Source organism: Psychrobacter sp. GW64-MNA-CIBAN-0177, assembly GCF_040309585.1.
GTDB lineage: Bacteria > Pseudomonadota > Gammaproteobacteria > Pseudomonadales > Moraxellaceae > Psychrobacter > Psychrobacter okhotskensis.
In genome coordinates, this window is record NZ_JBEOOY010000001.1 from 142,037 (window position 1) to 166,595 (window position 24,559).

19 protein-coding genes, 1 tRNA gene and 1 other RNA gene are annotated in these 24,559 nt (G+C 42.6%); 8 read left to right on the forward strand and 13 right to left on the reverse strand.

All coding sequences use genetic code 11. From position 1 onward, the window contains the following. Positions 1 to 2: 2 nt before the first annotated feature. From AAEY79_RS00550 to AAEY79_RS00590, 9 genes are all read right to left on the reverse strand, one after another. Positions 3 to 815 (reverse strand): ABC transporter permease, encoded by an 813-nt coding sequence (locus AAEY79_RS00550; RefSeq protein ID WP_101211794.1) that lies wholly within the window; start codon positions 813 to 815, stop codon positions 3 to 5. A gap of 235 nt (positions 816 to 1,050) precedes the next feature. After that, a tRNA-Met gene (locus tag AAEY79_RS00555) sits at positions 1,051 to 1,127 on the reverse strand. A 133-nt stretch (positions 1,128 to 1,260) separates the two neighbouring features. Next, positions 1,261 to 1,643, reverse strand: an RNA gene (rnpB, locus tag AAEY79_RS00560) — RNase P RNA component class A. An 86-nt stretch (positions 1,644 to 1,729) separates the two neighbouring features. Next, positions 1,730 to 2,449: a dethiobiotin synthase gene (gene bioD / locus AAEY79_RS00565; protein WP_025651624.1), complete on the reverse strand. Its 720-nt coding sequence runs from the start codon at positions 2,447 to 2,449 to the stop codon at positions 1,730 to 1,732. Beyond that, positions 2,446 to 3,750: an adenosylmethionine--8-amino-7-oxononanoate transaminase gene (gene bioA, locus AAEY79_RS00570; protein ID WP_352286781.1), complete on the reverse strand. Its 1,305-nt coding sequence runs from the start codon at positions 3,748 to 3,750 to the stop codon at positions 2,446 to 2,448. Before bioA ends, bioD begins: the two co-directional genes overlap by 4 nt. A gap of 277 nt (positions 3,751 to 4,027) precedes the next feature. Next, positions 4,028 to 4,276: a YfhL family 4Fe-4S dicluster ferredoxin gene (locus tag AAEY79_RS00575; RefSeq protein ID WP_101211792.1), complete on the reverse strand. Its 249-nt coding sequence runs from the start codon at positions 4,274 to 4,276 to the stop codon at positions 4,028 to 4,030. An 84-nt stretch (positions 4,277 to 4,360) separates the two neighbouring features. Next, entirely contained in the window at positions 4,361 to 4,879 is a 519-nt protein-coding gene (gene coaD / locus AAEY79_RS00580) for a pantetheine-phosphate adenylyltransferase (RefSeq protein ID WP_101211791.1), read from the reverse strand. Positions 4,880 to 4,991: 112 nt separating this feature from the next. Then, the gene (locus AAEY79_RS00585; RefSeq protein WP_201577362.1) at positions 4,992 to 5,546 is read right to left on the reverse strand and encodes an IS630 family transposase; all 555 of its coding nucleotides are present in this window, start codon (positions 5,544 to 5,546) and stop codon (positions 4,992 to 4,994) included. Further along, positions 5,543 to 6,028: a winged helix-turn-helix domain-containing protein gene (locus AAEY79_RS00590; RefSeq protein WP_201577358.1), complete on the reverse strand. Its 486-nt coding sequence runs from the start codon at positions 6,026 to 6,028 to the stop codon at positions 5,543 to 5,545. Before AAEY79_RS00590 ends, AAEY79_RS00585 begins: the two co-directional genes overlap by 4 nt. Before the next feature lie 178 nt (positions 6,029 to 6,206). Here AAEY79_RS00590 and smpB point away from each other — a divergent pair, with 178 nt between their 5' ends. After that, complete coding sequence (gene smpB / locus AAEY79_RS00595) at positions 6,207 to 6,683, forward strand: SsrA-binding protein SmpB (RefSeq protein ID WP_025651629.1); 477 nt, start codon at positions 6,207 to 6,209, stop codon at positions 6,681 to 6,683. Between the two features lie 118 nt (positions 6,684 to 6,801). Here the strand turns inward: smpB and rarD are convergent, their stop codons facing one another. Further along, a complete protein-coding gene (gene rarD / locus AAEY79_RS00600) occupies positions 6,802 to 7,824 on the reverse strand; it encodes an EamA family transporter RarD (RefSeq protein WP_265088702.1) in 1,023 nt (340 codons plus the stop codon). 274 nt (positions 7,825 to 8,098) lie between these two features. On the opposite strand from rarD, the gene AAEY79_RS00605 reads away from it, so the two are divergent. The 7 genes from AAEY79_RS00605 (at position 8,099) to AAEY79_RS00635 (ending at position 16,786) form a co-directional block, all read left to right on the forward strand. After that, positions 8,099 to 8,566 carry an Lrp/AsnC family transcriptional regulator gene (locus AAEY79_RS00605; protein WP_201565840.1) on the forward strand — a complete coding sequence of 156 codons (468 nt, stop codon included), beginning with the start codon at positions 8,099 to 8,101 and terminating at the stop codon, positions 8,564 to 8,566. Positions 8,567 to 8,709: 143 nt separating this feature from the next. Next, a complete protein-coding gene (locus tag AAEY79_RS00610; protein ID WP_227692021.1) occupies positions 8,710 to 9,465 on the forward strand; it encodes a hypothetical protein in 756 nt (251 codons plus the stop codon). A gap of 233 nt (positions 9,466 to 9,698) precedes the next feature. Further along, a complete protein-coding gene (locus AAEY79_RS00615; protein WP_201582383.1) occupies positions 9,699 to 12,122 on the forward strand; it encodes a YgiQ family radical SAM protein in 2,424 nt (807 codons plus the stop codon). Positions 12,123 to 12,509: 387 nt separating this feature from the next. After that, positions 12,510 to 12,929, forward strand: coding sequence for a hypothetical protein (locus AAEY79_RS00620; RefSeq protein ID WP_025651635.1), 420 nt, complete (start codon positions 12,510 to 12,512; stop codon positions 12,927 to 12,929). 250 nt (positions 12,930 to 13,179) lie between these two features. After that, a complete protein-coding gene (locus AAEY79_RS00625; RefSeq protein ID WP_201565830.1) occupies positions 13,180 to 13,725 on the forward strand; it encodes a hypothetical protein in 546 nt (181 codons plus the stop codon). Positions 13,726 to 13,836: 111 nt separating this feature from the next. Then, positions 13,837 to 14,061 carry a hypothetical protein gene (locus AAEY79_RS00630; protein ID WP_201565828.1) on the forward strand — a complete coding sequence of 75 codons (225 nt, stop codon included), beginning with the start codon at positions 13,837 to 13,839 and terminating at the stop codon, positions 14,059 to 14,061. Continuing rightward, entirely contained in the window at positions 14,036 to 16,786 is a 2,751-nt protein-coding gene (locus AAEY79_RS00635) for an NACHT domain-containing NTPase (RefSeq protein WP_201565826.1), read from the forward strand. Before AAEY79_RS00630 ends, AAEY79_RS00635 begins: the two co-directional genes overlap by 26 nt. Before the next feature lie 82 nt (positions 16,787 to 16,868). Here AAEY79_RS00635 and ligA read toward each other — a convergent pair whose 3' ends face one another. The 3 genes from ligA to AAEY79_RS00650 all read right to left on the reverse strand — a co-directional run bounded on the left by ligA (position 16,869) and on the right by AAEY79_RS00650 (position 24,491). Continuing rightward, complete coding sequence (gene ligA, locus AAEY79_RS00640) at positions 16,869 to 18,959, reverse strand: NAD-dependent DNA ligase LigA (RefSeq protein ID WP_352286790.1); 2,091 nt, start codon at positions 18,957 to 18,959, stop codon at positions 16,869 to 16,871. A gap of 291 nt (positions 18,960 to 19,250) precedes the next feature. Further along, the gene (locus tag AAEY79_RS00645) at positions 19,251 to 20,267 is read right to left on the reverse strand and encodes a cell division protein ZipA C-terminal FtsZ-binding domain-containing protein (RefSeq protein ID WP_201565822.1); all 1,017 of its coding nucleotides are present in this window, start codon (positions 20,265 to 20,267) and stop codon (positions 19,251 to 19,253) included. Between the two features lie 258 nt (positions 20,268 to 20,525). After that, positions 20,526 to 24,491: an AAA family ATPase gene (locus AAEY79_RS00650; protein WP_352286793.1), complete on the reverse strand. Its 3,966-nt coding sequence runs from the start codon at positions 24,489 to 24,491 to the stop codon at positions 20,526 to 20,528. Positions 24,492 to 24,559: the final 68 nt, after the last annotated feature.

Consider the following 24,559-nt stretch of genomic DNA (forward strand, 5'->3'; position numbering starts at 1 on the left):
ACTTAACGAGAACGCAGCATATCTCTTTCTGTAAATTTATAAAGTAAAAGGCCAAAAAAATTAACACCGATCATCCACTTCAAAAAATACCCTATATCAATATGATAGGCTGGATAATTGGGAGCGAAAGCATGTCTTATGAGCTCAATATTATGGATCAGAGGATTATATAATAAGTAACTAAAATAAGGCTCTGGAACTATGTGAATAGGGAAAATAATACCTGAGGTAAAGTAAAGTATCGTAAAAAATATTGTCACTACTTTACTAATTTCGCCACCATAATACCCTATTACCATCATAATCAAAGCGATGCCAAAGCTAAACATGAACAAAGTAATCCAGCAAAACAATACAATATGCAGGTTTTCTAAGTTGGCATAGATATTAAAAAAGGCCAAACCAACTAATAGTAGTATCGAAGTAAAAAAATAAATGATTAACTCTAAAAATGAGCGGGCAATAATTACATCGATGTGTTTGATTGAGCGATACATCAACAAGCCTTTATTCGCTTCAACAGCCCCTAATGCCCTTGTTGCTATTTTTTGAAACATACGAAATGGAACCATCCCTGCTACTAAGAACAAAGAAAAATCCATTCCTGGCACTAAACGCTCACGAATAGCACCAAAAATAACCAAAAATATAAGAATTTGAAAAATAACTTCTAGCGGCGCCCATAGATAGCCCAAGCGATAACCACCAAAACGCGTTTGCAGCTCACGCATGAGCAATGCATGGAATGCCGCACCCATGACTTTCAGTCCACTACGGTGCTTAATAGGACGATAAGGAGGTAATTGTACAGACATAGCGTTACAGGACTTTACCGAAAACAGCCCCTATGATAAGTAAGCGGGACATAAGTTACAAGAATTAATCTGTGTCTAAACAGATAAACCTATGATTTAGCAAGAAAACAGCAAGTAAATATAAGCGGTTATTTATCTAACTGACTTTAGAATATTGTCTTCATTGGGTTTTTTAGCCAAAAAAAAACCAATCACAAAGGATTGGCTTCTTTCGTACTGCTATTCTTACTATAAATGGTGGCGATGAAGAGACTTGAACTCTTGACCTCACGATTATGAGTCATGCGCTCTAACCAGCTGAGCTACATCGCCATTTAAGGCTCGGTATAATACCGATAGAGACGACTGTCGTCAACCCCTAATTATCGTTTATCTGCAAAAAATAGGAATTTAATTCAAATTAATAGCAAATATGCATAGCACTAACGATAAAAACGAACAATAAAAAATTGGTAAACCGATAAGCCGGGTTCTGTCGTGGACAATCATTCCTCTAGGCGTATCATCGCTAATACGCTCAAGCAACCTACCCGCATCGAACGCGGGCCGCGCCATGCCGATGCCTATTTGGTCTTGCTACGCGTGGAGTTTACCATGCCGTGAGATGTTGCCATTCACGCGGTGCGCTCTTACCGCACCCTTTCACCCTTACCGATGGCATGGATATCTTGCGATACTCATATAAGCCAAAGGCGGTCTACTCTCTGCTGCACTGGTCGTCAAGTTACCCTGCCCAGCCGTTAGCTGGCACGCTGCCCTATGTAGCCCGGACTTTCCTCCCCTGCGCATCTGTTGCCAGTGTGCAGCGGCGATTGCCTAGTCTACCAAGCGCGCTAGTATAGCAAAACTAATGGCTGTCTAGGAATATCTTTTGCGTTTATTTCACTTTTTTACCAAATGACTTGAATCAGGATCTAAAGAAAGTTCAGCGGTAATATTAAATCATTGTCATTCTTCTGGTCTTTATCTTGGCGTGACAGCTGTAACCAATGTGTGTTTGGATAATTTTGCGCTAAGTAGTTCTTTAAATAATCAATCGTGCTATCAGCTATTTGCTTATCCGTCTGGGCAGCACTGTCATGAATATGGTTATAAATGACGCTATGTACCGTCAAACCACGCGCTTTAATCGCCTCTAAACTCAGCAAGGTATGATTAATACTACCAAGCCGCCCTGATGTGACTAAAATGACCGGATAACCTTGAGTGGCAATATAATCCAAGGTTAATAATTGCTCAGTGATCGGTACAAGCAATCCGCCTGCGCCTTCTAATAGCACTATATCGTAGCTTTGTTGCAATTGCTGCGTAAACTTGGTGATGATTTCAGGGTCTAGAACGGCATTAGCAAGCGCAGCAGATAAATGCGGTGACGCAGGTTTCTCATAGCGAAACGGACACGTGGTAAAGTCTAAATCACAAGGCTGCAACGGCATATTCATCAATTGACGATGAGTGACAATATCATCGGCAATATTCATCTCACCAGTATCACAATTGACGCTAACGCCTGTTTGTACCAACTTTTGAGTGATGACGTTAGCACCTTGATGCATCAGCGCCTTTGCTACCATGCCGGTAGCGTAAGTCTTGCCAATATCGGTATCGATACCAGAGATAAATAGCACGCTCATAGTTGACCTTGCTTTGTTAAATAAACACGAACCACCGTTAACAATGACTGACATAACGTTACTAATTCAGTGTCAGTAGTCATATAAGGCGGCATGATATAAACCAACTTGCCAAAGGGTCTGACCCAAATGCCGTGTTCAATAAGTAAAGATTGAAATACTGGCATATTAACCGCGTCATTAAGCTCAATGACGGCTACCGCCCCCAAACAACGTACTTCTTCAACGCCAGCTAACGTCGCTGCAGGCGCGAGTTGTTGTTCCATTACGGTTTGCATATTTGCCGTACGAGCTTCGATATCATAGGACAAAATTAAATCAATCGATGCAGAAGCGACCGCACAAGCCAGCGGATTTCCCATAAAGGTCGGGCCATGCATCAGGGCTGGATAATCACTTTGGCTGATGGTGTCAGCAATATGGCGCGTACATAAAGTCGCGGCAAAGGTCATATAACCGCCCGTCAGTGCTTTGCCAATGGTCATAATATCAGGACTAATATCGGCATGCTCGCAAGCAAACAGCTTGCCACTACGACCCAAACCTGTCGCGATTTCATCAGCAATGAGCAGCACGTCATGCTCATCACACAGCTGACGCAGTAGTTGTAAATACTCAGGGCTATAGAAGCGCATACCGCCTGCGCCTTGAATAATAGGCTCAATGATAAATCCGGCAAGTTGATCGCTATTTTTAGCAAAAAACACTATTAATTCATCACGTGTAGTTTGATTTAGCCCGCGCTCAAATCCTAAAGGCGGCGCAGACACAAAGTGCTGCATCGGTAATTGTTTACCATACAGGCTGTGCATGCCATTAACAGGATCGCAAACACTCATCGCATGCCACGTGTCGCCATAATAGCCAGAGTGCGTTGAGGCAAACTGGCACTTTTGCGGACGCGCAGTGGCAATTTGATATTGCAATGCCATTTTTAGCGCCACTTCTACCGCGATACTGCCGCTATCGGCATAAAATATCGCATCGAGTCCAGCAGGTACAATAGCTAGCAGCTTTTTGCCTAAATCTATCGCTGGCTGATGGGTCAAGCCGCCAAACATGACATGCGCCATTTTGCCCAATTGTTCAATCATCGCGGCATTGAGCGTTGGATGATTATAACCATGGACACTCGCCCACCAAGATGACATGCCGTCAATCAGACGCGTACCATCTTGCGTAACAATATAAATGCCTTCTGCATGATCAATAACGATATTTGGATAGGTGGGCGGCAGGCTGGCGTAGGGATGCCAAAGGTGCTGTTGATCAAAATCACTGGTAGCAGCATCGACACTCATAGTACGCGCTCAAACGACAAGCATTTATTTTTAAAAAAGCGTACTACCATTTGAATATCCGTATTCGTCATATTATTCCTAGTTTTTAGCATTTTTATATAGTGGATTTACTTTAAAAAAAATACAGTGCGACTGGGATGAGTTTTTCGTAGCCTCTGTGATAACAGCAAGCAAAGGAAGTTTATACCAATCGCACCTATCTATTAATGTATCGATTTTTAACGTATCGATTTTATTTTAAAATAACTATTAACTCAAAGGCACGATTGGCAACGCATTACTGACCAGTGATACGTTTGTATTTTGACATCAAATCGCTTTCGGTTTCGACATGATCAGGATCATGAGGAATACAGTCGACAGGACAAATGACCACGCATTGTGGCTCATCGAAATGGCCAACGCATTCGGTACAGAGGTCGGGGTTGATAACATAGATGTCATCGCCTTCTGAGATGGCCTCATTCGGGCAGGCAGGCTCGCAGACGTCACAGTTGATGCATTCATCAGTGATTAATAGCGCCATAAACTGCTCCTTATATTTTACGGATAACAATCAAGACTGGCCGTTTTGACGGTTCCAGCGAATAGTCGTCAATAAATACTATGTCTATTTAAGATTGAGTTTCTCAGCAAAGCCTTGCGACACACACTGAGGAACAAATTTAGTCACATCGCCGCCAAGCTTGGCAATTTCGCGAATCATGGTAGACGAGATAAACGAATAGTTCTGAGATGGGGTCAAAAATACTGCTTCAAAGTTCTCATCAAGTTCACGGTTCATATTGGCCAGCTGAAACTCATATTCAAAATCCGACATCGCCCGTAGACCACGCAAAACAGCAGTGGCATTTTTTTCACGCATAAAATCGACCAGCAGACCTTCAAAACCAATCACCGATACTTGCGGTAAATCAGCAAATACGGTTTCGACCAAGGTAACGCGCTCTTCAAAACTAAATAGCGGTTTTTTATGATGGCCTGAAGCAACGGCAATGACGACCTCGTCGAACAGCTTGGTTGCTCGCTTGACTAAGTCGACATGACCATTAGTAATGGGGTCAAAGGTACCAGGATATAAAATTTTGGTATGTAGCTTTGAGGAATTGGCAGCAGTAGGATGGCTCATAACGTGGCTAATGTAGTCGGTAATATTACGCTATATGCTAGCAAATTTTGCCCAAACTTAATACTCATCTGCTACATTTGTCCTAACAGCCGACTTATACCAATCCCAATCATTAAAGTTGCGCCCAAGTACGAGTAGTTAAAGACTGAATCCTCTGTGGCTGTTTAAGCAGATTATTCCAAGCCAAGCAAGCGGCTTCGACAATAGCCTCATAACTTTCATAACAACGATTAGATAGCTCATTTTGCTTAAGGTACTGCCATACTCTCTCAGAGGGATTAAGCTCAGGTGAATAAGGCGGTAATTTAAGCATAGTGACATTACCCTGATTCAAGCTTGGTTGATGCCACAATGCACCGTCCATCACTACGACCGCATGGCGTCCTTTTGGTACGGCTTTACTAATCTCAAGCATATGCAATAACATTGTATGTTTATTGACTGAAGGCAATACTAAACCTACCGCCTCTGCTGTCGCTGGACAAAAGGCACCAAACAGATAAGCGGAATTAAACTGCTGCTGCTTGATCAGTCGAGGACGCTCACCGCGGTAATGCCAAACTCTAGTCAATGACCCCTGTTGTCCTATTCGAGTTTCATCTTGGAACCATATATCTACGTGATCTAGGCTTACCTCAGTAGGTAGGGACGCCTCAACCTGTGCTATAAAGTTTTTTTAAAAGCGTCTTGAGCTTGTATGTCGGCTTTTGGATGCTGACTACGAGCACTTATCCAACTCATATCAATACGTTTAAGCAGCTCGTAGATACCATTGACGGTATAGTGGGCGTTGTAGTGTTCTTTAGCCAATTGCTGAATATCTTTACCGGTCAAACGACCGCCAGCTCGCTTGTCTTGTTCAGAGACTATCATGGCTTTAAAAGCGTCTGTGTCTGCTTCTACCAGTTTACTATGCCGACCTTTGCGATGACGATCATAGAGACTCTCAAGTCCTCGTTCATGATATCGTTTCAAGGTACGCCTGGCAGTTTGAGGGTGAATACAAAGATCTTTGGCAATATCGTTAGTGGCTTTGCCTATACTATATTGGTATAAGATAAGCAGGCGTAGGCGGGCTCTGGGGTTACTCTCGGTCTTTGAGTGTTTGCCAAAGTCATGCTCTTCTAGGTTATGGATTGGTATAGTCATAAGTGGATTATACTATATATTTTGGGTTTGGTATTACATTTTTGTGAACTGCTTTGCTACAATAGGCGGTTCGACTCATCCCTCTTATTATTTATAATAAAAGACAATCCATATTAAAGGGTTCGGATGAGGACTGTTAGACAAGGGCAATATATTTTGCAGCCCTTATGGAGAAATTATGTCAAAAAAATCAAGAAAACCGGACAATCAAATTTGTGCCAACAAAAAGGCGCGCCACGAGTACTTCATCGAAGAAACCTTTGAAGCAGGTCTGGCGCTACAAGGCTGGGAAGTCAAAGCCATTCGTGCAGGTAAAATGACGATTACTGAAGCCTATGTCATCTTCCGCAATAATGAAGCCTTCTTATTTGGCGCGCATATCCAGCCATTGTTATCTAGCTCAACGCATGTGAGTCCTGATAGCATTCGTACCCGTAAGCTACTCCTCAATCGCCGCGAGATTGAAAAGCTGTTTGGCGCTGTCAATCAAAAGGGCTATGCTTGCGTACCGTTGTCTTGTTATTGGAAAAACTCGCTGGTTAAATGTCAAATTGGCTTGGCACTGGGTAAAAAGCAACATGATAAACGCAAAACGCTAAAAGACCGTGATTGGGAACGTGATAAGCAGCGCGGCTTTAAACAGCATTTAGATTAAGACTCTGTAAAAATAAGTTTTACTCTAATAAAAAAAGGACGATTCAGCGTACTGTTGAATCGTCCTTTTTTATTTGAAAAAATAGCGTTTTGATAAGACTGAGCTGCATTGTTAAAAATCAGATTGCTTGAGCTATTTTATTGATCTTCGACTCTTTTTGAGCACGGCGCAGTTGACGAATACCATGGCTAATCAAACAAGCAATACCCAACCAAATGAGCCCATAGCTATAAATCATTGCTGATTCAAATGGATTGCCCAAGACGGTGATGGCCAGTATAAACAATAATGCTGGTTCTAAGTAACTCATCATGCCATAGACATTCACGGGGAGCATTTGACTGGCATCGACGTTGGTTTTCATAGCCAGCACACTAAGTACACCCAATCCCGCCAGCATTATCATAAAGAAACCAGAACCACTTACCACGCTCAAACTGCTCGGCGCGAATAAAAATAAATAAACCAAGGCAAATGGCGCGAATATCGTTAAATCAACCAATAGTCCAGTCACCGCGCCAATCCCTTGCAGACGACGCAAAATATAATAAATAGGATACGTGCCACAGACCCAAAGCGTGGCCCAAGAGACACTTTGGGTACGAATAATTTCACTACCGACCCCTAATGCGGCAAAGCTAACCGCCAACCATTGCAAACGGCTTAACTTTTCGCCAAAAAAGACGCAACCAAATATAACCATCATTAGTGGGAATAAGAAATAACCCATTGCGGTTTGAACGCCCTGCCCATTGACCGGTGCCCACATAAATAACCAAAACTGACTGAGGAATATCGGTGTTGGCAATAACAACCACGCCCACTGCTTCACAGTACCTAGCGCTTTTAACTTATCAATATGCAAACCCAAGCGCCCACTAATTAGCAAATAGCCTATCAGTGCCGCCCACATCGCTAGCATACGCCAGATAAAGACTTGCGTACCTGACAATGGCGCTAAAAAGCTGCTGTAAGCATAAAGTACGCCAAACAACAAATTCGACAATACTGCTAAGGCCACGCCCATGATTAACGTACGTTGCTGTGTGCTGCCTGCTGTCCAGATTGTAGCCAGTGGCAAGCGCGAGACAGTCGTTGCGAGTATATTAGCGAATACGTTAGATAGCATTAAGATAGACATAAAGACACCGTACATGTAAATAGATTTTAGAAAACCCACTATTAGCCTGTATTTATTATGGCTAAGCTTTGATTACTAGGCTTTGTTTGCCAAGCTTTGATTAGTGGTGTCTATTTTACTGAACGATATTGATAAATTATCTCCAAATAAAGCTATTTATGAATAAATTTATCTTTTATGACTCTCAAAACCAAATATTTTCTTAAATTTTGACTTATAGTGATAATAATTATAAAAATCTTTAACAAAAATACTTTTTAGAAGAGAGCATACAATGAGCCAAATTTTAGATGATATCGATAAAGCGATTTTAAATTTGCTACAAGATGATGCGACCTTGCCATTAAAGACGGTGGCAGAACACGTGCATGTGTCTATCGCTACTGCCCAGCGCCGCATCCAAGCATTAGTAAGCAATGGCGTCATTACCAAGCAAGTCGCTATCGTGGATCCAAATAAGGTTGGCTACGGCCTGACTGCCGTGGTAATGATAGAGATGGCGCGCTCAAATACCTCGATGCAACATCGATTTGAGCGCTTGATGAATGCACAGCCACAAGTGATGAGCTGCTATGAAGTGTCCGGTGATGCGGATTTTATGTTGATGGTCAATGCCAGAAATATGAGCGATTATCATCGATTCACGACTGGTCTGCTCACCTATGAGAACAATGTACGCAACTTTAAAAGCCAATTTGTGATGAATTTTACTAAAAGTGGGACAAAGATTTTGCTTGATTAGCAATCTCAACAAGCATTGGTTTATTGGGTTAATTAAAAGTAGATAAGTTACTACTAAAAAAGGTACGATATCAACGAAAGTCTGGCAGTAAACAATAATTGCCACCTCAATAGTCCATTGACAGTAGACAAGGAAGTCGTAGTATGACTAAAAATACCCGTGCCCTTAAAAAAGAAGAAAGTGCTGATCCAGCACTAAAAGCATTAAGTTTTAAAACAGTGATAACAGGGGCGTCGCTCGCGGCATTGCTCGCCAGCTCAGGCTGTGCCACCAGTTCATTGTTAGAAGACAATAACCGTGTCAGCACTACCACGACTAAGAGTGTGTTGTCTGAAGACCAAATCGTGGCTTTTGGTCGTCCTGCGCAAGCATTGCCAAAAACGCCAAATGCGACCATGGTGATCGTCGGTGAAAAGAACAGCTACGTGCTGACCCAAGGCGGGACAGAAATGGTCAATTTGCTCACCAATCTGACGCCAAAGAACATCCAAGTCGATAATGACATGAGCTTTGCTGTGCCCAATAATGATGGGTATTTTCAGGGAGAAATGAAGCTGTCTTACGCCAAATTAAAGGATGAATTTAAGCGTTCTGACTATCAGTTCTTTTTACAAAATAGTGGCCGCGAATGCACCTCCGCCAGCGATCTGCGCATGAACGCTCAGCGCTTTTGTTTTAGTATCCCTGTCAAAGGCGCTATCTATCCACAAGTCAGTAATTTAAGCCTAATTCAGTCGAATTATCGCGCTTTAAGCAAGCCTTATATGGTCAGCTTCCATACACAAACGCAGCAAGACCAAGTCACTCGTAGTGGTACGAATACGGCTCAAAAGTTGGTTTTATTGCCTTTCGCCCTAGCATTTGATGTGGTGACTTTCCCATTCCAGCTATTAGAGTAGTAATTCCTTACTATAAACGATGATTTAGAACGAAAAGATGGTTGGTTTCTAAAAGCCTTTTTATTCATAGATTGTCTTACACTATCAATAACTTATCATTAATCGCCCATCATAGAATAGGTCGCATCATGAGTGCGATTCATGTTAAAATGAGCGCTTTTAAATGAGCCGTTGTTAATGAATAACAATAACGGCTTATTTTTAGTGCCACTTTTTAATTAACAGGTCTGCCCATGTCTGCCGATACCATCGCCCGCACCGCCTTTAAACAAGGCACCAAGCCACTTTACGACTACGACAAACACTGGGCGAGCTGCTACGAGCCTGCGCCTTATCTGCCGATGAGCCGTAAAGAAATGGATGATTTGGGCTGGGACGCTTGTGACGTCATCATCATCTCAGGCGATGCCTATGTCGACCATCCAAGCTTTGGCATGGCGATTATCGGCCGCTTATTAGAAGCACAAGGCTTCCGCGTCGGTATCATTGCCCAGCCAGACTGGAAGAGCAAAGATGCCTTTATGGAACTGGGCAAACCTGTCTATGCTTATGGTGTGACGGCGGGCAATATGGACAGCATGATTAACCGTTATACCGCTGATCGCAAGATTCGTAGCGATGATGCGTACTCTCCAGGCAATGTCGCCAATAAGCGTCCTGACCGCGCTGCTATCGTCTATAGCCAGCGCTGCCGCGAAGCGTATCCTGATGTGCCGATTATCTTAGGCGGTATCGAAGGTAGCTTACGCCGTATCGCCCACTATGACTATTGGTCAGATAAAGTTCGCCGCAGCATATTGCTCGATGCCCGTGCCGATGTCTTATTGTATGGTAATGCTGAGCGTGCCATCGTCGATGTGGTACATGGTCTGTCGAAAGGCTATAGCTTTGAGCAAATGAGCAAATTGCGTGGTACGTCCTATCTGTTGACCCCGACGCGCCGCCATTGGCAAGCGGATATGACCGAAGTCGCTAGTAACGATGTCGATACTGTCGGCCGTGTTGATCCGATTATCAACCCATACGTCATGACCGAAGACGTTGATAGCTGCTCAATTGAGCAGAACAAACCATCGGACTCTCCTGTTGGTCAGGCTATGCCGTCATCAATGTCATCACAATATCAGGGCTTTGTGTCTGAACCAGTTACCAATAAAATTATCAATGCGCATCAAGTCGATGAAGAAACGCAAGTCGTGCAAATGCGTGGCTTTAATAAGCCGATGACAGCACGCAAGCATAAACTTAAAATGCCGCCGCGTGAGCAAACCGTGATTCGTCTGCCTGATTATGAGCACGTCAAATCTGACCCTGTGCTCTATGCTCATGCGAGTCGTATCTTACATTTGGAGACCAATCCGGGCAACGCGCGCGCACTGGTGCAGCGTCATAGTAGCGGCGCTGGCAACTCACACACCTCTATTGACGTTTGGCTCAATCCACCACCGATTCCGCTCTCAACCGAAGAGATGGATTACGTATTTGACTTGCCATATGCACGCCTACCACATCCGAGCTATGGCGACGCGCGCATTCCTGCTTATGACATGATTAAGTTTTCGGTCAATATCATGCGTGGCTGCTTTGGTGGTTGTACCTTCTGCTCGATCACTGAGCACGAAGGCCGCATTATCCAAAACCGCTCAGAAGAGTCTATCTTGCGTGAAGTGGAAGCGATTCGTGATACCGCACCGAACTTCACTGGGGTGATATCAGATCTTGGTGGACCCACGGCTAATATGTATCGTCTAAACTGTAAAGACGAGACCATTGAAAAGAACTGCCGCAAGCCGTCTTGTGTCTATCCTGACGTCTGCGAAAACCTGATCACCGATCACAGTAATTTGACCAAGCTATACCGTAAAGCGCGTGATATCAAAGGCGTGAAAAAAATCCTTATCGCTTCTGGCTTGCGTTATGACTTGGCAGTAAAAGACCCTGAATATGTCAAAGAATTGGTCAGTCATCATGTCGGTGGTTATCTAAAAATCGCGCCTGAGCACTCAGAAGAAGGCGTGCTATCAAAGATGATGAAGCCGGGCATGGGCAGCTATGATAAATTCAAAGCCATGTTTGAGCAGTACAGCCAAGAGGCAGGCAAGGAGCAATATCTGATTCCTTACTTCATCGCCGCCCATCCGGGCACAAAAGACGAAGATATGATGAATCTTGCGCTTTGGCTAAAAAGTCATGGCTATCGCGCCGACCAAGTGCAGGCGTTCTATCCGAGTCCGATGGCAACGGCGACCACCATGTATCATACGCATAAAGATCCGCTGCATAAGATTAGCCGCAGTGAAGGTGACATGGATATCGTCAAGTCGGGCAAGCAGCGAAAATTGCACAAAGCGTTCTTGCGCTTTCATGATCCAAAGAACTGGGTATTATTGCGTAAAGCACTGCAAGACATGGGACGTAGTGACTTGATTGGCAAAAACCGTGGCTGCTTGATTCCGCCCTTTAACGCCAGCTTAGAAGGTCGTGATGCGGCACAAGACAGCTATCAATCAGCGCGTAAAAAGAACAGCCGCCTAGGTAATGATTCGGTGAAGCGCACCAATAATAGCTCGAGCGCTGTAAAAAACACCAAGAAGCAAGTGAGCAAAGGCAACTTCCAAACGCAGCATACGGGTCTGCCACCGCGCAAAACAAAATAATTATATTAGCAAACCAAGGTTATAAACTAAGCTTGGTTGGCAACAGCTCAACGCTCGTTATTAATAAAAATCGCCCATCAGCTTAATCGTTGATGGGCGATTTTTATTGACCAAATTAATCAATGAGCTAATCTAAGTTATTAAGATTAAATTGTTCTGCAAATCAGTTAATGCTTAGTTCACGACCTACTAAAATTAGAAATTACATTAGTCATCGGTTAAGTAAGAAAGCTAACAGGCAACAAACAATTTCTAACATTGCTTTGACCACGTTTTCGCTACTATGACGTCATATGCTTAACGCATTATTAAGAACAAATAAATGACCATAAACGAATAACGATATATAAAAGTTACTTTATATAAAAGCTACTTTTGGAGAAAACAATGCATACTTTAACTAAATTCGCGACTGCCCTACCTGCCCTTGCCTTATTGAGCGCTTGTGCCACCACCGTCCCTACTACGCCAGAGTCATCAAATACGCCTGCTTCAGAAAGTGTCACTAACGCCGCTTATGATCGTATGGCACCAGCCCCTTATACCTGTACTGACGACAGTAAAATCATGGCAAAACAGTCCATTAATAAAAAGCAAGTCATGCTAAACGCGACCTTACCTAAAGTAAACTGGGCCGACCAACCAATCATCTTAAATGGTGGCGTCCAAGGTGACACCGCGAGCTATGTCAACGAATCAAACTCAGAAGTCGTCTATGCATGGCACATGAAAGGCGATAAAGGTATCTTTGCCATGAAGTGGGCTGACGGTAAAGAATATCAAGTAAACTGTCAGATAGGCCGATAATAATTTTGGTTTAATCGTTCATTAATAATGATAAACCTACAATTATTAAACTGAGCAATACTATAAACAGTCATCATATGGTGGCTGTTTTTTTGTGCGCATTTTTTAAGAATATGCCAGTTGCTTCGATATTTTCATATTCAATATTTTTACAACAGGCGCTTGTTTCCTCCATTTCGCTAGAGAACCGTAAAGAAAGCTGTCAAACTAGGGCATATTAATCATGACCAATAATAAAAAGGATAACTCGATGGCTAAGCGTCTAATAAGTATGATGGCAATTGCAAGTATATGGGCGCTGACAGGCTGCAATAACGCTGCCGATTCTGTTGATGCTACTGACCAAACCCCTGAGGCAGCGGCGACAGCAGCAGATTCATCGACGCCAAAAGGCGAATCAGCAGTCGGTACGATAGACTGGTCATTAGTAGACAGTGGTGAAAAGCCTGCTGACCCCGCCAATTATAAATATCCGTTTGCGCTCGATAGCCAAAATGTGCGCGATTATGCGGAATATTTCGATGTGGATAATGCCACCGCGCAGCACAATCTGACGATAAGTATGGCAAGCAATGAAGCGCTGTCAAAGCTGCTCGATCAGCTTAGCGATAGCTATACCTCACATGAAATTATTGATAGTAAAGACATGAAGCTTGTCATTCATACCACGCCTGATGTCGCTGCCAGTAGCTATGATTATGTACTGTCAGATGACTTTGCGAAAGGACTGGTATTGCCTATCGTGATTCAGCCGGATGGTAAGAAGGGTGAGGTTAAAGCGCATGCTAGCAGCTGATGATGCAAATATTTGAAGTCTAATAATAATATTGAGATTAAATATTTTTATAAACAAATGTTATATTAATGATAAGATGCGACATATTTACTAAACTTCATGGAAAGCAAAATGCAAGACGTTATTGAACTGATTCTAGCGAAAGAAGAGTCGCCCATATTAGAGTTTAAAAGGCAGTGGTATTGGGATGATAGTACGCCTAGTGAAGATATGACTATTAAATGGGGAGAGTTTCTAAAAGATATAATTTCACTCGCTAATGCCTATCATAGTTATGTCGGTCAAAATAGATATCTAATATTTGGATTTTGTGAAAGCGAAAAAAAAACCATATAACATAGATTTCTCTAAGATAAAACAACTTCGGAATATCGATAGCTTTAAGAAAGACTTAGTTCAAAGGCTAGAAAAACATACACGACCAGCATTTATAAATTTTAGTATAAATAAAGTAAACCACAACGGTGTTGAACTCTTAGTTTTTGACATACCCTCCCCAATGTTTATAACTGAAACAAAAAAAGAATTACAGACTAAAACCAGATCATTAGATGAAGGAGCAGTTTTAGTCAGAAAAGGTCAAAAATCAGATGAAATAAGAACTGCTGATATTTCTGAAATAGAAGGGTTAAAATATGAGTTTGAAGAATATAGAAAAGATTTTTTGAAAAATAGAAAAGATGAATATGAAAATGTAATAACATCTGAAAGGTCTATAGAAAAAACTATTCAACTATATATAGATAAAAACTCAAGCTTTTCTTTAGCAGAAAATTTTCCAATTAAAGTGAAAAAATGGAAAGAAAATATTATATATGAAGTATATAAATTAGTTGATAGATTCTCAGACTCAAAAGAATTTATCTATCTACATGAGAATACAAATCAAGGGAAAACATTAGGAGAAATAAAGAAAAATAATTTAATCTTAGATTTTAGCAGAACTATAATACTAATAGATAAACCAAATATTAAAGACGTAGATAGAAGAAAAGAAAATATAAGAAAGCTCTTTGGCACTAATCATGTTTTCTTTATCGACGAGTTTGGATATGAACATTTATATAAGGATTGTATTCTTCCATACGAAAAATTCAACCTCCCTGTTTATGTTAATGGGCTATATGACAATGATAACAACAGTAACTTAGACCTATCCGCTATCGATAGACTTAAAGAGTGGTTTAATACTGAAAGCGAACCTCTATTTGTTGTAAGTGGTCATGGCGGCATTGGGAAAACTACGCTTGCGAAGCAGTTTCTAGACTATGTTTACGATGAAGTTAATAGTTTAGGAATATTATTTATTGATTCCAAAAAGATAATTAGTGAACTTTCAAGAAACTATAGTCAAGACAACAAAATTAGTGATGTTTTCGATTTTTACAATGCATTAATGGAAGTTGAAAGTTTAGAGTGTTCAAAGTTTAGTAAAGATCTCCTGAAGCTATCAATCGATAATGGTAGTCTAGTCATCGTATTAGATGGGATAGATGAGGTTATCGCCAAGCTTGGTGATAAATTTGATATAGAAACTTTTATAAATTCAATATTCGAAGAATATTCATCAGGTCTTCACAGAACTAAAATTTTAATTACCTGTAGAGATCATTTTTGGAATGAGGTTGGTAAGAAAATACTACTTCCAGAAATAACTCTAAAAGCTTTTAATAGTGATTTAGCAACAGAATTCTTTTCAAAAAAATTAGTTCAAGAAAAGAAAATAAATAAGGCTATGCTGTTAGCTAATAAGTTAGCGATTGAAACAAAAGAAGATGGATATATTTCTGAACAAAAAACTTACATCCCCTTCCTTTTAGATATGATTAGTTATCTTATTGAGTCAGATAATGATGATATAGATATAAACAATAAGATAAATAGTCAGTATTTAGATAAAAAGAATCACTTAGATGTATTAGTTGCTCAAATATGTACTAGAGAAATTGTAAAACTAGATAGTTTGAGCCTAGACCATCAGATTAAATTATTTATAAGTATGGCTTCTAGTAAGAAAAACAGCATAAGTATCACCGATATTAAACAAGTACTCAAGAATAAAAATATGGATGTTGAAATTGACAATTCATATATAGATAAAATCAAAGGCCATCCCTTAATCTTGTATAAAGATGAGAATTTTTACTTTCGATATGATGTTTTTGATATATACTTTAAATCACTTTTAGTTTCAGAATTTTTTAATACTAAAGACTTACCTGAAATAGAAGAAAATATCTTTAGAATCATTAGTGGTTATTTAAAATTTGACACTAGCTTTGCTAAATCTATTTCAGAAAAAGTAGTTCTTGATGACGACTTAGTAATTTTTTGCTTATATCTAATAGATAATATAAATAATGAAAGCTTAAATGATAAGAATTTATTTATTTCCGCAATAGTAACTCTTCTGTTAACTCTTTTAGAGAAGAGCAATAATCAGTCCAACATTAATACTAGAACTGATCTCATCGAAAAGATATTCGAAAGTAATGGATATATACAGGGCTTATGTCTAATTGATATTTTTGGGAACTCTTCTAGCAAGCCAACATTCGATTTCCGCGGTAAAATCTTTAAAGACTGTATTTTCATTAATTATGAATATTTCTGGGAATGTACTTTTGATAGCTCAACTAGGTTTTATGATTCATATTTTAAAGATATTGACCCACGAGACGGTATATCTACGAATATTCCAGAAAAACTTTTTAGCACTAGTTGTGACTTAGTAGAAATTCAACATTTAATCAGCCAAACACGTGAACATAAAAAAGATCAAAAACAAGATATTTCAACGGATTTAATAAAAGTATTTAAGCTTTTTTATGAACGTGGTAATTTCTACCCTAGAAAACAAGCACAGGTTAGAAAAAAACTATCCGCCGTTAATTTACTTTCTACTCTCATAGAAAAAGGTGTAGTAAAAAACTATAGAGATCCAAAAAAGCCAACTATGAAACAATATAAAATAAGTGATGAATATCGAGACGTAATATATTTATTAGACCAAGATACTCCGTCCATTAAATTTAATAGGCTAGTTAGAGATTTGATGTAAAATTAGCGATTATTATATATGTAAATTTTTAAAATTAGAGTGAGAATATAGCAATAGCATCACTAAGTTCTCACTCTAGCTACTATAACTGTTGTAGTAACACCAAAAACTCATCCTCACTCACCACTTTCACACCCAATTTTTCCGCTTTGGTGAGCTTCGAACCAGCTTTATCACCTGCCAGTAGCGCAGTCGTTTTTGCCGAGATACTGCCTGAGACTTTTGCACCCAGCGCTTGTAGTTTGGCTTTGGCTTCGTCACGTGCCATGCTATCGAGCGCACCTGTGATGACCCACGTTTGCCCATCGAGTGGCAGCCCTTCTGAGGCGACCTGCTCAACATTATCCCAGTGCACCCTAGCTTCACGTAGTGCGGTGATGACCTCTATATTGTGCGGCGCGCGGAAGAATTTATAGGTCAGCTCGGCAGTGATTTCTCCGACATCTGGGGTTTTTATCAAAGTCTCAATACTGGCTGCCATCAGACTGTCTAAGTCACCAAACTGCTGAGCAAAGTTCTGTGCTGTGCCTTCGCCGACACCGCGAATACCTAGTGCGTAAATAAAGCGAGCCAATGTCGTATGTTTGCTGGCTTCGATAGCGTTGATGATATTTTGTACCGATTTTTCACCCAGTTTCTCAAATGTGACCATCTCATCTGCATGGTTGTGCAACTGATAGATATCAGCGACAGTCTTGACCAGACCATGCTCAAAGAAGCTAATGAGCCAACTTGCGCCAAGCCCATCGATATCCATGGCACGGCGTGAGACAAAATGAATAAGTGCTTCTTGCTGCTGCGCTGGGCAAAACAATCCGCCCGTACAGCGCGCCAATGCTTCATCTTCAGGCAGCACGACGGGAGAGTCGCAGACAGGGCAAGTAGAGGGTAGCGTGACTGGCTCGCTATCGGCTGGGCGCTGATCGTGCCAGACACGAGTGACTTTTGGGATAACATCGCCTGCCCGATGGACGCTGACTGTATCGCCTGCGCGCACATCCAATCGCTGAATCTCGCCAAAGTTATGCAAGGTGACATTGCTGACGGTGACGCCGCCGACTTTAACAGGCTCAAGCTTACCGACTGGTGTGATTTGTCCTGTCCGTCCGACTTGCCACTCGATATCGTTGAGACGCGTCATCACCGTTTCGGCAGGGAATTTATAGGCAGTTGCCCAGCGTGGCTCGCGTGATAGGTAGCCAAGTTGCTGCTGTAACGCAAGGCTGTTGACCTTAATCACCATACCATCGATTTCAAATGGCAGATCGCTACGCCCTTCTATCACTGACTCATAATAGGTCTGCGCGGCGCGTGGATTTGCCACTACTTCTACCGCGCTGACCGTAAATCCAAGCTCGGTAAGCCATGCCAGTGCCCCTGACTGAGTGTCGATAGTATCTGGCAATCCTTGATTCACTGAGTAGCAATAGAAAGCTAACGGACGGCTGGCAGCAATGGCTGGGTCAAGCTGTCGTAAACTTCCCGCAGCGGCATTACGAGGATTAGCAAAGGTTTTATCATCGTTCTCTTCAGCCAGACGATTGAGACGCTCAAAGCCTGCTTTGGGCATGAGCACTTCACCACGTACTTCTAATAGCTCAATCTCAGCGGCATCCGCAAGCCAAAGCGGCAGATTGCGAATGGTCTTGGCATTTTGGGTGATATCCTCGCCCGTTTGCCCATCACCGCGCGTCACCGCTTGGGTAAATTGTCCATAAGCGTATTTGAGTGACACCGCCAAGCCATCAAGCTTTAGCTCCATCTCATACTCAGGATTTTTCTGCGCGTCATTAAGTCGATCATTGACGCGGCGCATAAAACCATGTAACTCATCATAATCAAAGACATTGCCTAGTGACAACATTGGAATATCATGGGTAACTTGGGTAAAGGCTGACAGCGGCGTATCGCCAACCTGATTAATCGGACTGTCAGGCTGTACCAAATCTGGATATTGTTCTTCGAGCTCAATCAATGAGCGACGCAGTTGATCGTATTCGCTGTCTTCTAAAATCGGATTATCGAGCACATAGTAGGCATAATTATGCGTCTTTAGATTATCAATAAGCGTGCGCATTTGGGTGACGATAGCAGCATCACTGCTTGCAGATTGTGCAGTATTACTGTCTTTATTCATGTCTTTAGGGGTAAGCGGTGCGATAGGATCAGTCATAGTCGGCGTCTTTTTTTTGCGATTCAAGATGCCGATATAATAACAAGTTTGTAGGATACTCGGATATAGTCGATCCTATATAAATTAGATACTGTGTCATGCTCGCTCAGTCTACTATGTGTAGTACTTTTACTCACCTCACTTGTATCTAAATTATCTTGAACCAAATCTAGCATTTTGCAGAAACTAAAGCCCATTGAAAAAGGCAAATAACGTCAATTGTTATTTGCCTTTTTCAATGCTACTAATATTATTAGCTTGTATCAATCAACCTGTATTAATATATTACAACTAACCTTCATAATCGCGCACTTGATTACGCAGTTGCTGCTTGTATTCAGGGGTGATTGGTTCGTTCTCTTCATCGAGCATAATCGCGTCCAAATCACTTGCCATCATATAGGCAATGCTCATCATACTATCAAAGCTACGCAGCGCTTGCGGATGCGGCAACGATAAAAACACTACCACGCCATTATAGGTATTGGTCGCCACGCTATGCGGGTCAAAAGGTGCGATGCCACTATCGGTGATGCCCATCATGCTAAACCACAGCATACCGGTGCCGTCTTTTTGCTCGTAGCGATGGAACATATTCATCGCCCCATAGCGTAAGCCATATTTATCGATTAACGCCAATAAATCGCGACCACGTATCACTGCTGTTGGACGGTCACGGTATTGATGCGGCAAAATAGTGATATTGATATTGTCTTTGGCATTAATCAATGGACCGTTTTGCGCTTCATCAACAGGCTCTGACAGATGCTGATCCAATATCGGACTATTATTATCAAAGCTTGGCTCTTCTGCCGTATCAATCGACGGCATCAAATTGTCAGTCGCCGACATCAGGCTAGAAAAGGCATCAGGCTCTTGCTCGATTTGCATCTGCTGCGCCGTTTCTGCAAACTCGCTATTATCGCTACGCTGTTGTTCGTCCTGCCAGCGCGCATAATCGGTATCAGCCATCACGTCATGATTAACGTCATTAGTCTCACCACGCCCAACGGTCAACTGCGTATCGACAGTGGTATGCGTCTGGGTCAAAGGTTCTTCTTCGACGACGGCATCCAAATAACTGCGATCAGGACCGATGCTAGTCTCGCCAGCGACGGTATCTTCTAAGTCTGGCTCATCGACGATATTACGCTCGTGGCGCGGTATGATAGGAATACCGTTTTTATCATAATTGACCGCGGCAGCCTCAGCCGTTTTGCGGCGCTTAAAGCTGCGAATGACCATAAACAGCCCTGCGAGCACGATAAACGCGGCAATGGCAATCAATATAAACTGAATAGCGGTCATGAGAAATATATCCTAATAACTATGATAAAAGGGAATACATAAGAAGGCATAAATGGCAATATTCTAGCATGGCTGACCCATGTCGTCACCACATTGTGTATTTTATAGTCAGCACGCTTTATTTGAGTCGTTTGCAACGATTGTGGCGTGCAATTTTATTATAGCCAATCAGTAACACTGCTATCAGTGACCATGCTAATAGTAGCGTCAACATCATTCTGTGAAACATCATTTTGTTCAATGTTAACTTGTTTAGTCTTAACTTTCTACATAACGCACCGCTTCATCAAGTGAAACACTGACTAAAGTCGAAATACCTGCGTTTGGCATGGTAATACCTTTTAGCTCATCAGCAATCTGCATCGTCAGCTTATTATGACTGATAAAAATAAACTGCAAATCGTCTGCCAACTCATGAATGAGACTGGTAAAGCGAGCAACGTTGGCATCATCAAGCGGCGCATCGACTTCATCAAGCACACAAAACGGTGCCGGATGCTGCTTAAATATCGCAAAAATTAAACTTAGCGCTGTGAGCGTTTTTTCACCGCCTGACAGTACGGCAAGGCGACTATTACGCTTGCCCTTTGGTTGCGCCATTAAGGTTAGCCCTGCCCGCCACTGCTCTGACTTTGGCGCATTAGCAGGCATATCGTCAGTATTTAGCGTTAAGCTTGCTTGCCCGCCACCAAAGACTTTGGCAAATAAGTTGGCAAGCTCGCTATTGACCGCCTCAAGTGTCTGCATAAATAGCGTCTTGGTGGTTTCATCAATCGAGGCAATCGCCTCCGTTAACGTCTCCATACTAGCAGCAATGTCTGCTGTCTGCTGCGCCAGTGGCTCTAAACGCTCATTAACTTCCGCAAGCTCTGCTACTGCAGCGAGATTGACTGCGCCTATTTTGCTTAGTTGCTGTTCAAGCTTCGCACATTCAGATTCTAATTCTGCGATTTTATCGGGACGTACACGGCGATCATGGGCGATAAAATCTGCTAATAAGTTTGTTACGCTCATTACTTGTTGCTTATGCTGTGGCTGCTGCGACATCTCCGATTGCGCTTGATATTTATGGCTAACTTTATCATAAGCATCTAGCGCTTCTTGGGTATGGCTGCTAGCATCCTCTAGCCGTGCCATGCTTAGAGCCAAATCGGTGGCAAGACGTGCAAGCTCACTTTGTTGTGTTTGCAATGACTGTTGTAGCGTATCTAGCTCGACCTGCTGCTGACTATACTCTTGTTTAAGCACGTTCAATGCGGTTTCGCGTGTTGTTAATACTACTTGCTGCTCATCGCGTGCTTTCTGTGCTGTTTGCAATGCTGCTTGTAGTGCGGGCAGTTTACTTTGCTGCTGCTCATGACGCGCCTTTAGACTTTGTTCGCTTTGTAGCGATTTATCATGTTGCGCAGTTGCCCGCGCAAGACTACTCACGCTATGCTCTAAACGCATCTCGCTTTGTTGAATACGAAGCTGCAATGCTTGCCAAGCGTCATCATCTGCCTGACGTGTGCGGGCGAGCTCACTACGCTCGGACTGTAATTGCTGACTGGTCGCACGGGCATCAGATATTTGCGGCGTTAGCGCCGCTATCTCACTTTGGATATGTTGCTGCTCATGATTGAGGGTTTGCAATTCTTGCTCAAGCTCTTGTTGCTCTTGCTCAAGGGCTTCTTTGTCAGCATTTAGACGCTGGCTGTCTGCTTGTAGACGTTCAGCGTTGGCGCGCTGAGTGGTAAGCTGCTGCTGATATTGATGCTTATCACGGGTCAATTGCTCCGCTTGCGCACGAGTTTCTTCTAAGCTGATCGTTAACGCATCGTAGTTGCGCTGGTTATTAGCGATGGTCTTTTGTTGATCTTGTATTTTGCCTTCAAATTCATCAAGCAACGCTTCTAACGCTTGCAAACGACTACGCTGCTGTAAGCGCTGGCTTAAAAATTGACTATTGCTCTCATTTTGACCATTTTGCGCGCCAGCAAACTTGCTTAGATTCATCGTACCCTGACGACTGATAAGCCAACCGTCAGAGGTTAGCAGAATTGCTGATGATGGTAATATTTTCAGAATATCAGCGAGCGCGTCAAGAGTCTGATTATTAGTGACCTCAGATTGTGCGACATATAAATAACATTGCTGCCAAAGCGCTAAGTTAGGTGCAGTAATCAGCTGTGATAAAGGCAGTATTGTATCAGTCAAACCGTCAGGCAATTCGCTAACAATTGGCTTTGCGTTTACATCACTTTGCTTAGCAGATAGCCACAGGCTATGACCATTTTCTATTGAAAAATTGTCCTGTTTATTAATCTGTTCGTTTTGCGCATTCTGATAAGTGAACAAATCCGTTAAGTCATGCTCAAGCGCTTGCCATAAGCTATCGGCTGTTTGAGAGTCATCATTAATCTTTTCACTGCTAATTTGGTTAGAAATCAGCACATGACTATCGAGCCATAAAGCCATTACGCTATCGAGTAACTCTGCGTGCTGTTGCCCTTTTGCGCTGAGTTCAATCTGCTCACGTAAGGTGGTGATAGCTAAGTCGTTATAGTCGTTGGCTATTTCATTTTCTAAAACAGTTTTTAAATTGTCAGTTCCTGAAATAGATGCTTGCTGTTGCGACTTTGGTGTGGGCTTAGGATGTAATATCTGATGTAGAGTATCGTACTCACCTGCTAAGACTGCGTGACGTTTTTCATCCTCGCTCAACTCGCGTTGCTGAGTTATCAAGCGTTGTTGTAAATCATGCGCTTGCGGTTGTAGTTCAGACAGTCGTTCATCAACGCTATCTTGTTGACGCTCAATCTGCTGCAACTGCTTATTCAGCTCAGTCACTTGCATCTCTAATGGGCGCTGCAAATTGTTCGCATCAGCCTGCTCTTGCCCATCACCATCAGCCCTGTCAGCATTGGCAGCTGGTGCTAGTGACTGTTGTAGTTGCTGCCATAGTTTCTGCCAGTTTTGCTGGCGACGCTGCCATTTCTCATGATTTTGCTGATGACGTTTTTGCGCTTGGCTATTAATCGCTTGCTGCTGCTCAAGCGTACGCGCATTATCTTGCCGGCGTGACAGCTTGTTTTGCGCGTCATGGTAGGCGCGCTGTAATGGTTGCTCGTTGCGTTTATACGCTTCACGTTTATTTGTCAGTTCAATTAGCTGCGGACGCAATTCTTCTAGCACGTTTTGCTGCGTAGCTTGCTCAGCTTTTAAACGCTCAATCTCATCGACTGCTTGCTCACGCTGCTGCTCTAAACTGACTAGTTGCTGTTCAATAACGGTTAGCTGCGACTTTGCATCACTTAGCTCATGCTCAGCTTGTTGATAGCTTAGCTGCTGCTGATAATGGCTGCTTTGCGCATCGTCTTTTAGCCACTGTTCTTGATTGATATGGGCAGCAAGCTTATCTTGCTTAGCTTTTAGAGTCTCATAGCTGGCTTTTAGTGTGGCGACCTCATTAGCGCTACGTTCATGGGCGATTTTTTGCTGCTGCTGGTTATGCTTAGCTTGATATAACTGCTGAATGGCAAGTTGCTGCTTGATATCAGCAAGCGCTAACGCTAACTCTTCATAACGCTCAGCACTGGCGGCTTGCTTAGATAAGCGTTTTTGTTGGCTAATCAGCTCGCTTTGCATATCATGCAGACGTGCTAAATTATCTTTAGTTTTCTCTAGCTTTTTTTGCGTTTCTTCGCGGCGCGCTTGATAACGCGAAACCCCTGCCGCCTCTTCGATAAACTCTCGCAGCTGCATGGGGCTAGATTCAACAATACGCCCAATCATGCCCTGCTCGATGACCGCATAACTGCGCGCGCCAAGCCCAGTTCCCAAGAATACATCGACCACATCACGGCGACGACAGCGCGTACCATTGATAAAGTAGTCTGAGCGTCCCTCTTTATTTACCTGTCGGCGGACTGACAGCTCTTGATATAAATTAAACTCATGGCGAATACCCGTCTGCTCGTCTTGCGTATGCTCAAAAGTCAGCTCGACACTGGCAACACTTTTGGCGGATTTATCTTGCGTGCCGGCAAAGATGACATCACTCATTGCCCCGCCACGTAACTGCTTGGCAGAGGTCTCACCAAGCACCCAGCGAATGGCATCAATGACGTTGGATTTGCCACAGCCATTCGGCCCGACAATGGCGGTGATTCCATGACGGAAGGTAAAAGTCGTTGGATTGGCAAAGGATTTAAAGCCTGCCAGCTTGAGAGATTTTAGGCGCATGAAGGATCAGTAAATATGGCGAAAACAGGCGGCTATTCTACCTGAAATTGTGACGGATTTTTAGGGTT

Excerpts from the sequence above, each read along its gene's own strand:
- bioD (WP_025651624.1), bottom strand. The coding sequence starts at position 2,449 with ATGAGCGTGCTATTTATCTCTGGTATCGATACCGATATTGGCAAGACT.
- AAEY79_RS00610 (WP_227692021.1), top strand. The coding sequence starts at position 8,710 with ATGACTAAAAATACCCGTGCCCTTAAAAAAGAAGAAAGTGCTGATCCA.
- coaD (WP_101211791.1), bottom strand. The coding sequence starts at position 4,879 with ATGAGCCATCCTACTGCTGCCAATTCCTCAAAGCTACATACCAAAATT.
- AAEY79_RS00615 (WP_201582383.1), top strand. The coding sequence starts at position 9,699 with ATGTCTGCCGATACCATCGCCCGCACCGCCTTTAAACAAGGCACCAAG.
- AAEY79_RS00645 (WP_201565822.1), bottom strand. The coding sequence starts at position 20,267 with ATGACCGCTATTCAGTTTATATTGATTGCCATTGCCGCGTTTATCGTG.
- ligA (WP_352286790.1), bottom strand. The coding sequence starts at position 18,959 with ATGACTGATCCTATCGCACCGCTTACCCCTAAAGACATGAATAAAGAC.
- AAEY79_RS00575 (WP_101211792.1), bottom strand. The coding sequence starts at position 4,276 with ATGGCGCTATTAATCACTGATGAATGCATCAACTGTGACGTCTGCGAG.
- AAEY79_RS00620 (WP_025651635.1), top strand. The coding sequence starts at position 12,510 with ATGCATACTTTAACTAAATTCGCGACTGCCCTACCTGCCCTTGCCTTA.
- AAEY79_RS00605 (WP_201565840.1), top strand. The coding sequence starts at position 8,099 with ATGAGCCAAATTTTAGATGATATCGATAAAGCGATTTTAAATTTGCTA.
- rarD (WP_265088702.1), bottom strand. The coding sequence starts at position 7,824 with ATGTCTATCTTAATGCTATCTAACGTATTCGCTAATATACTCGCAACG.
- AAEY79_RS00625 (WP_201565830.1), top strand. The coding sequence starts at position 13,180 with ATGGCTAAGCGTCTAATAAGTATGATGGCAATTGCAAGTATATGGGCG.
- AAEY79_RS00550 (WP_101211794.1), bottom strand. The coding sequence starts at position 815 with ATGTCTGTACAATTACCTCCTTATCGTCCTATTAAGCACCGTAGTGGA.
- bioA (WP_352286781.1), bottom strand. The coding sequence starts at position 3,750 with ATGAGTGTCGATGCTGCTACCAGTGATTTTGATCAACAGCACCTTTGG.
- AAEY79_RS00590 (WP_201577358.1), bottom strand. The coding sequence starts at position 6,028 with ATGACTATACCAATCCATAACCTAGAAGAGCATGACTTTGGCAAACAC.
- smpB (WP_025651629.1), top strand. The coding sequence starts at position 6,207 with ATGTCAAAAAAATCAAGAAAACCGGACAATCAAATTTGTGCCAACAAA.
- AAEY79_RS00650 (WP_352286793.1), bottom strand. The coding sequence starts at position 24,491 with ATGCGCCTAAAATCTCTCAAGCTGGCAGGCTTTAAATCCTTTGCCAAT.
- AAEY79_RS00630 (WP_201565828.1), top strand. The coding sequence starts at position 13,837 with ATGCAAGACGTTATTGAACTGATTCTAGCGAAAGAAGAGTCGCCCATA.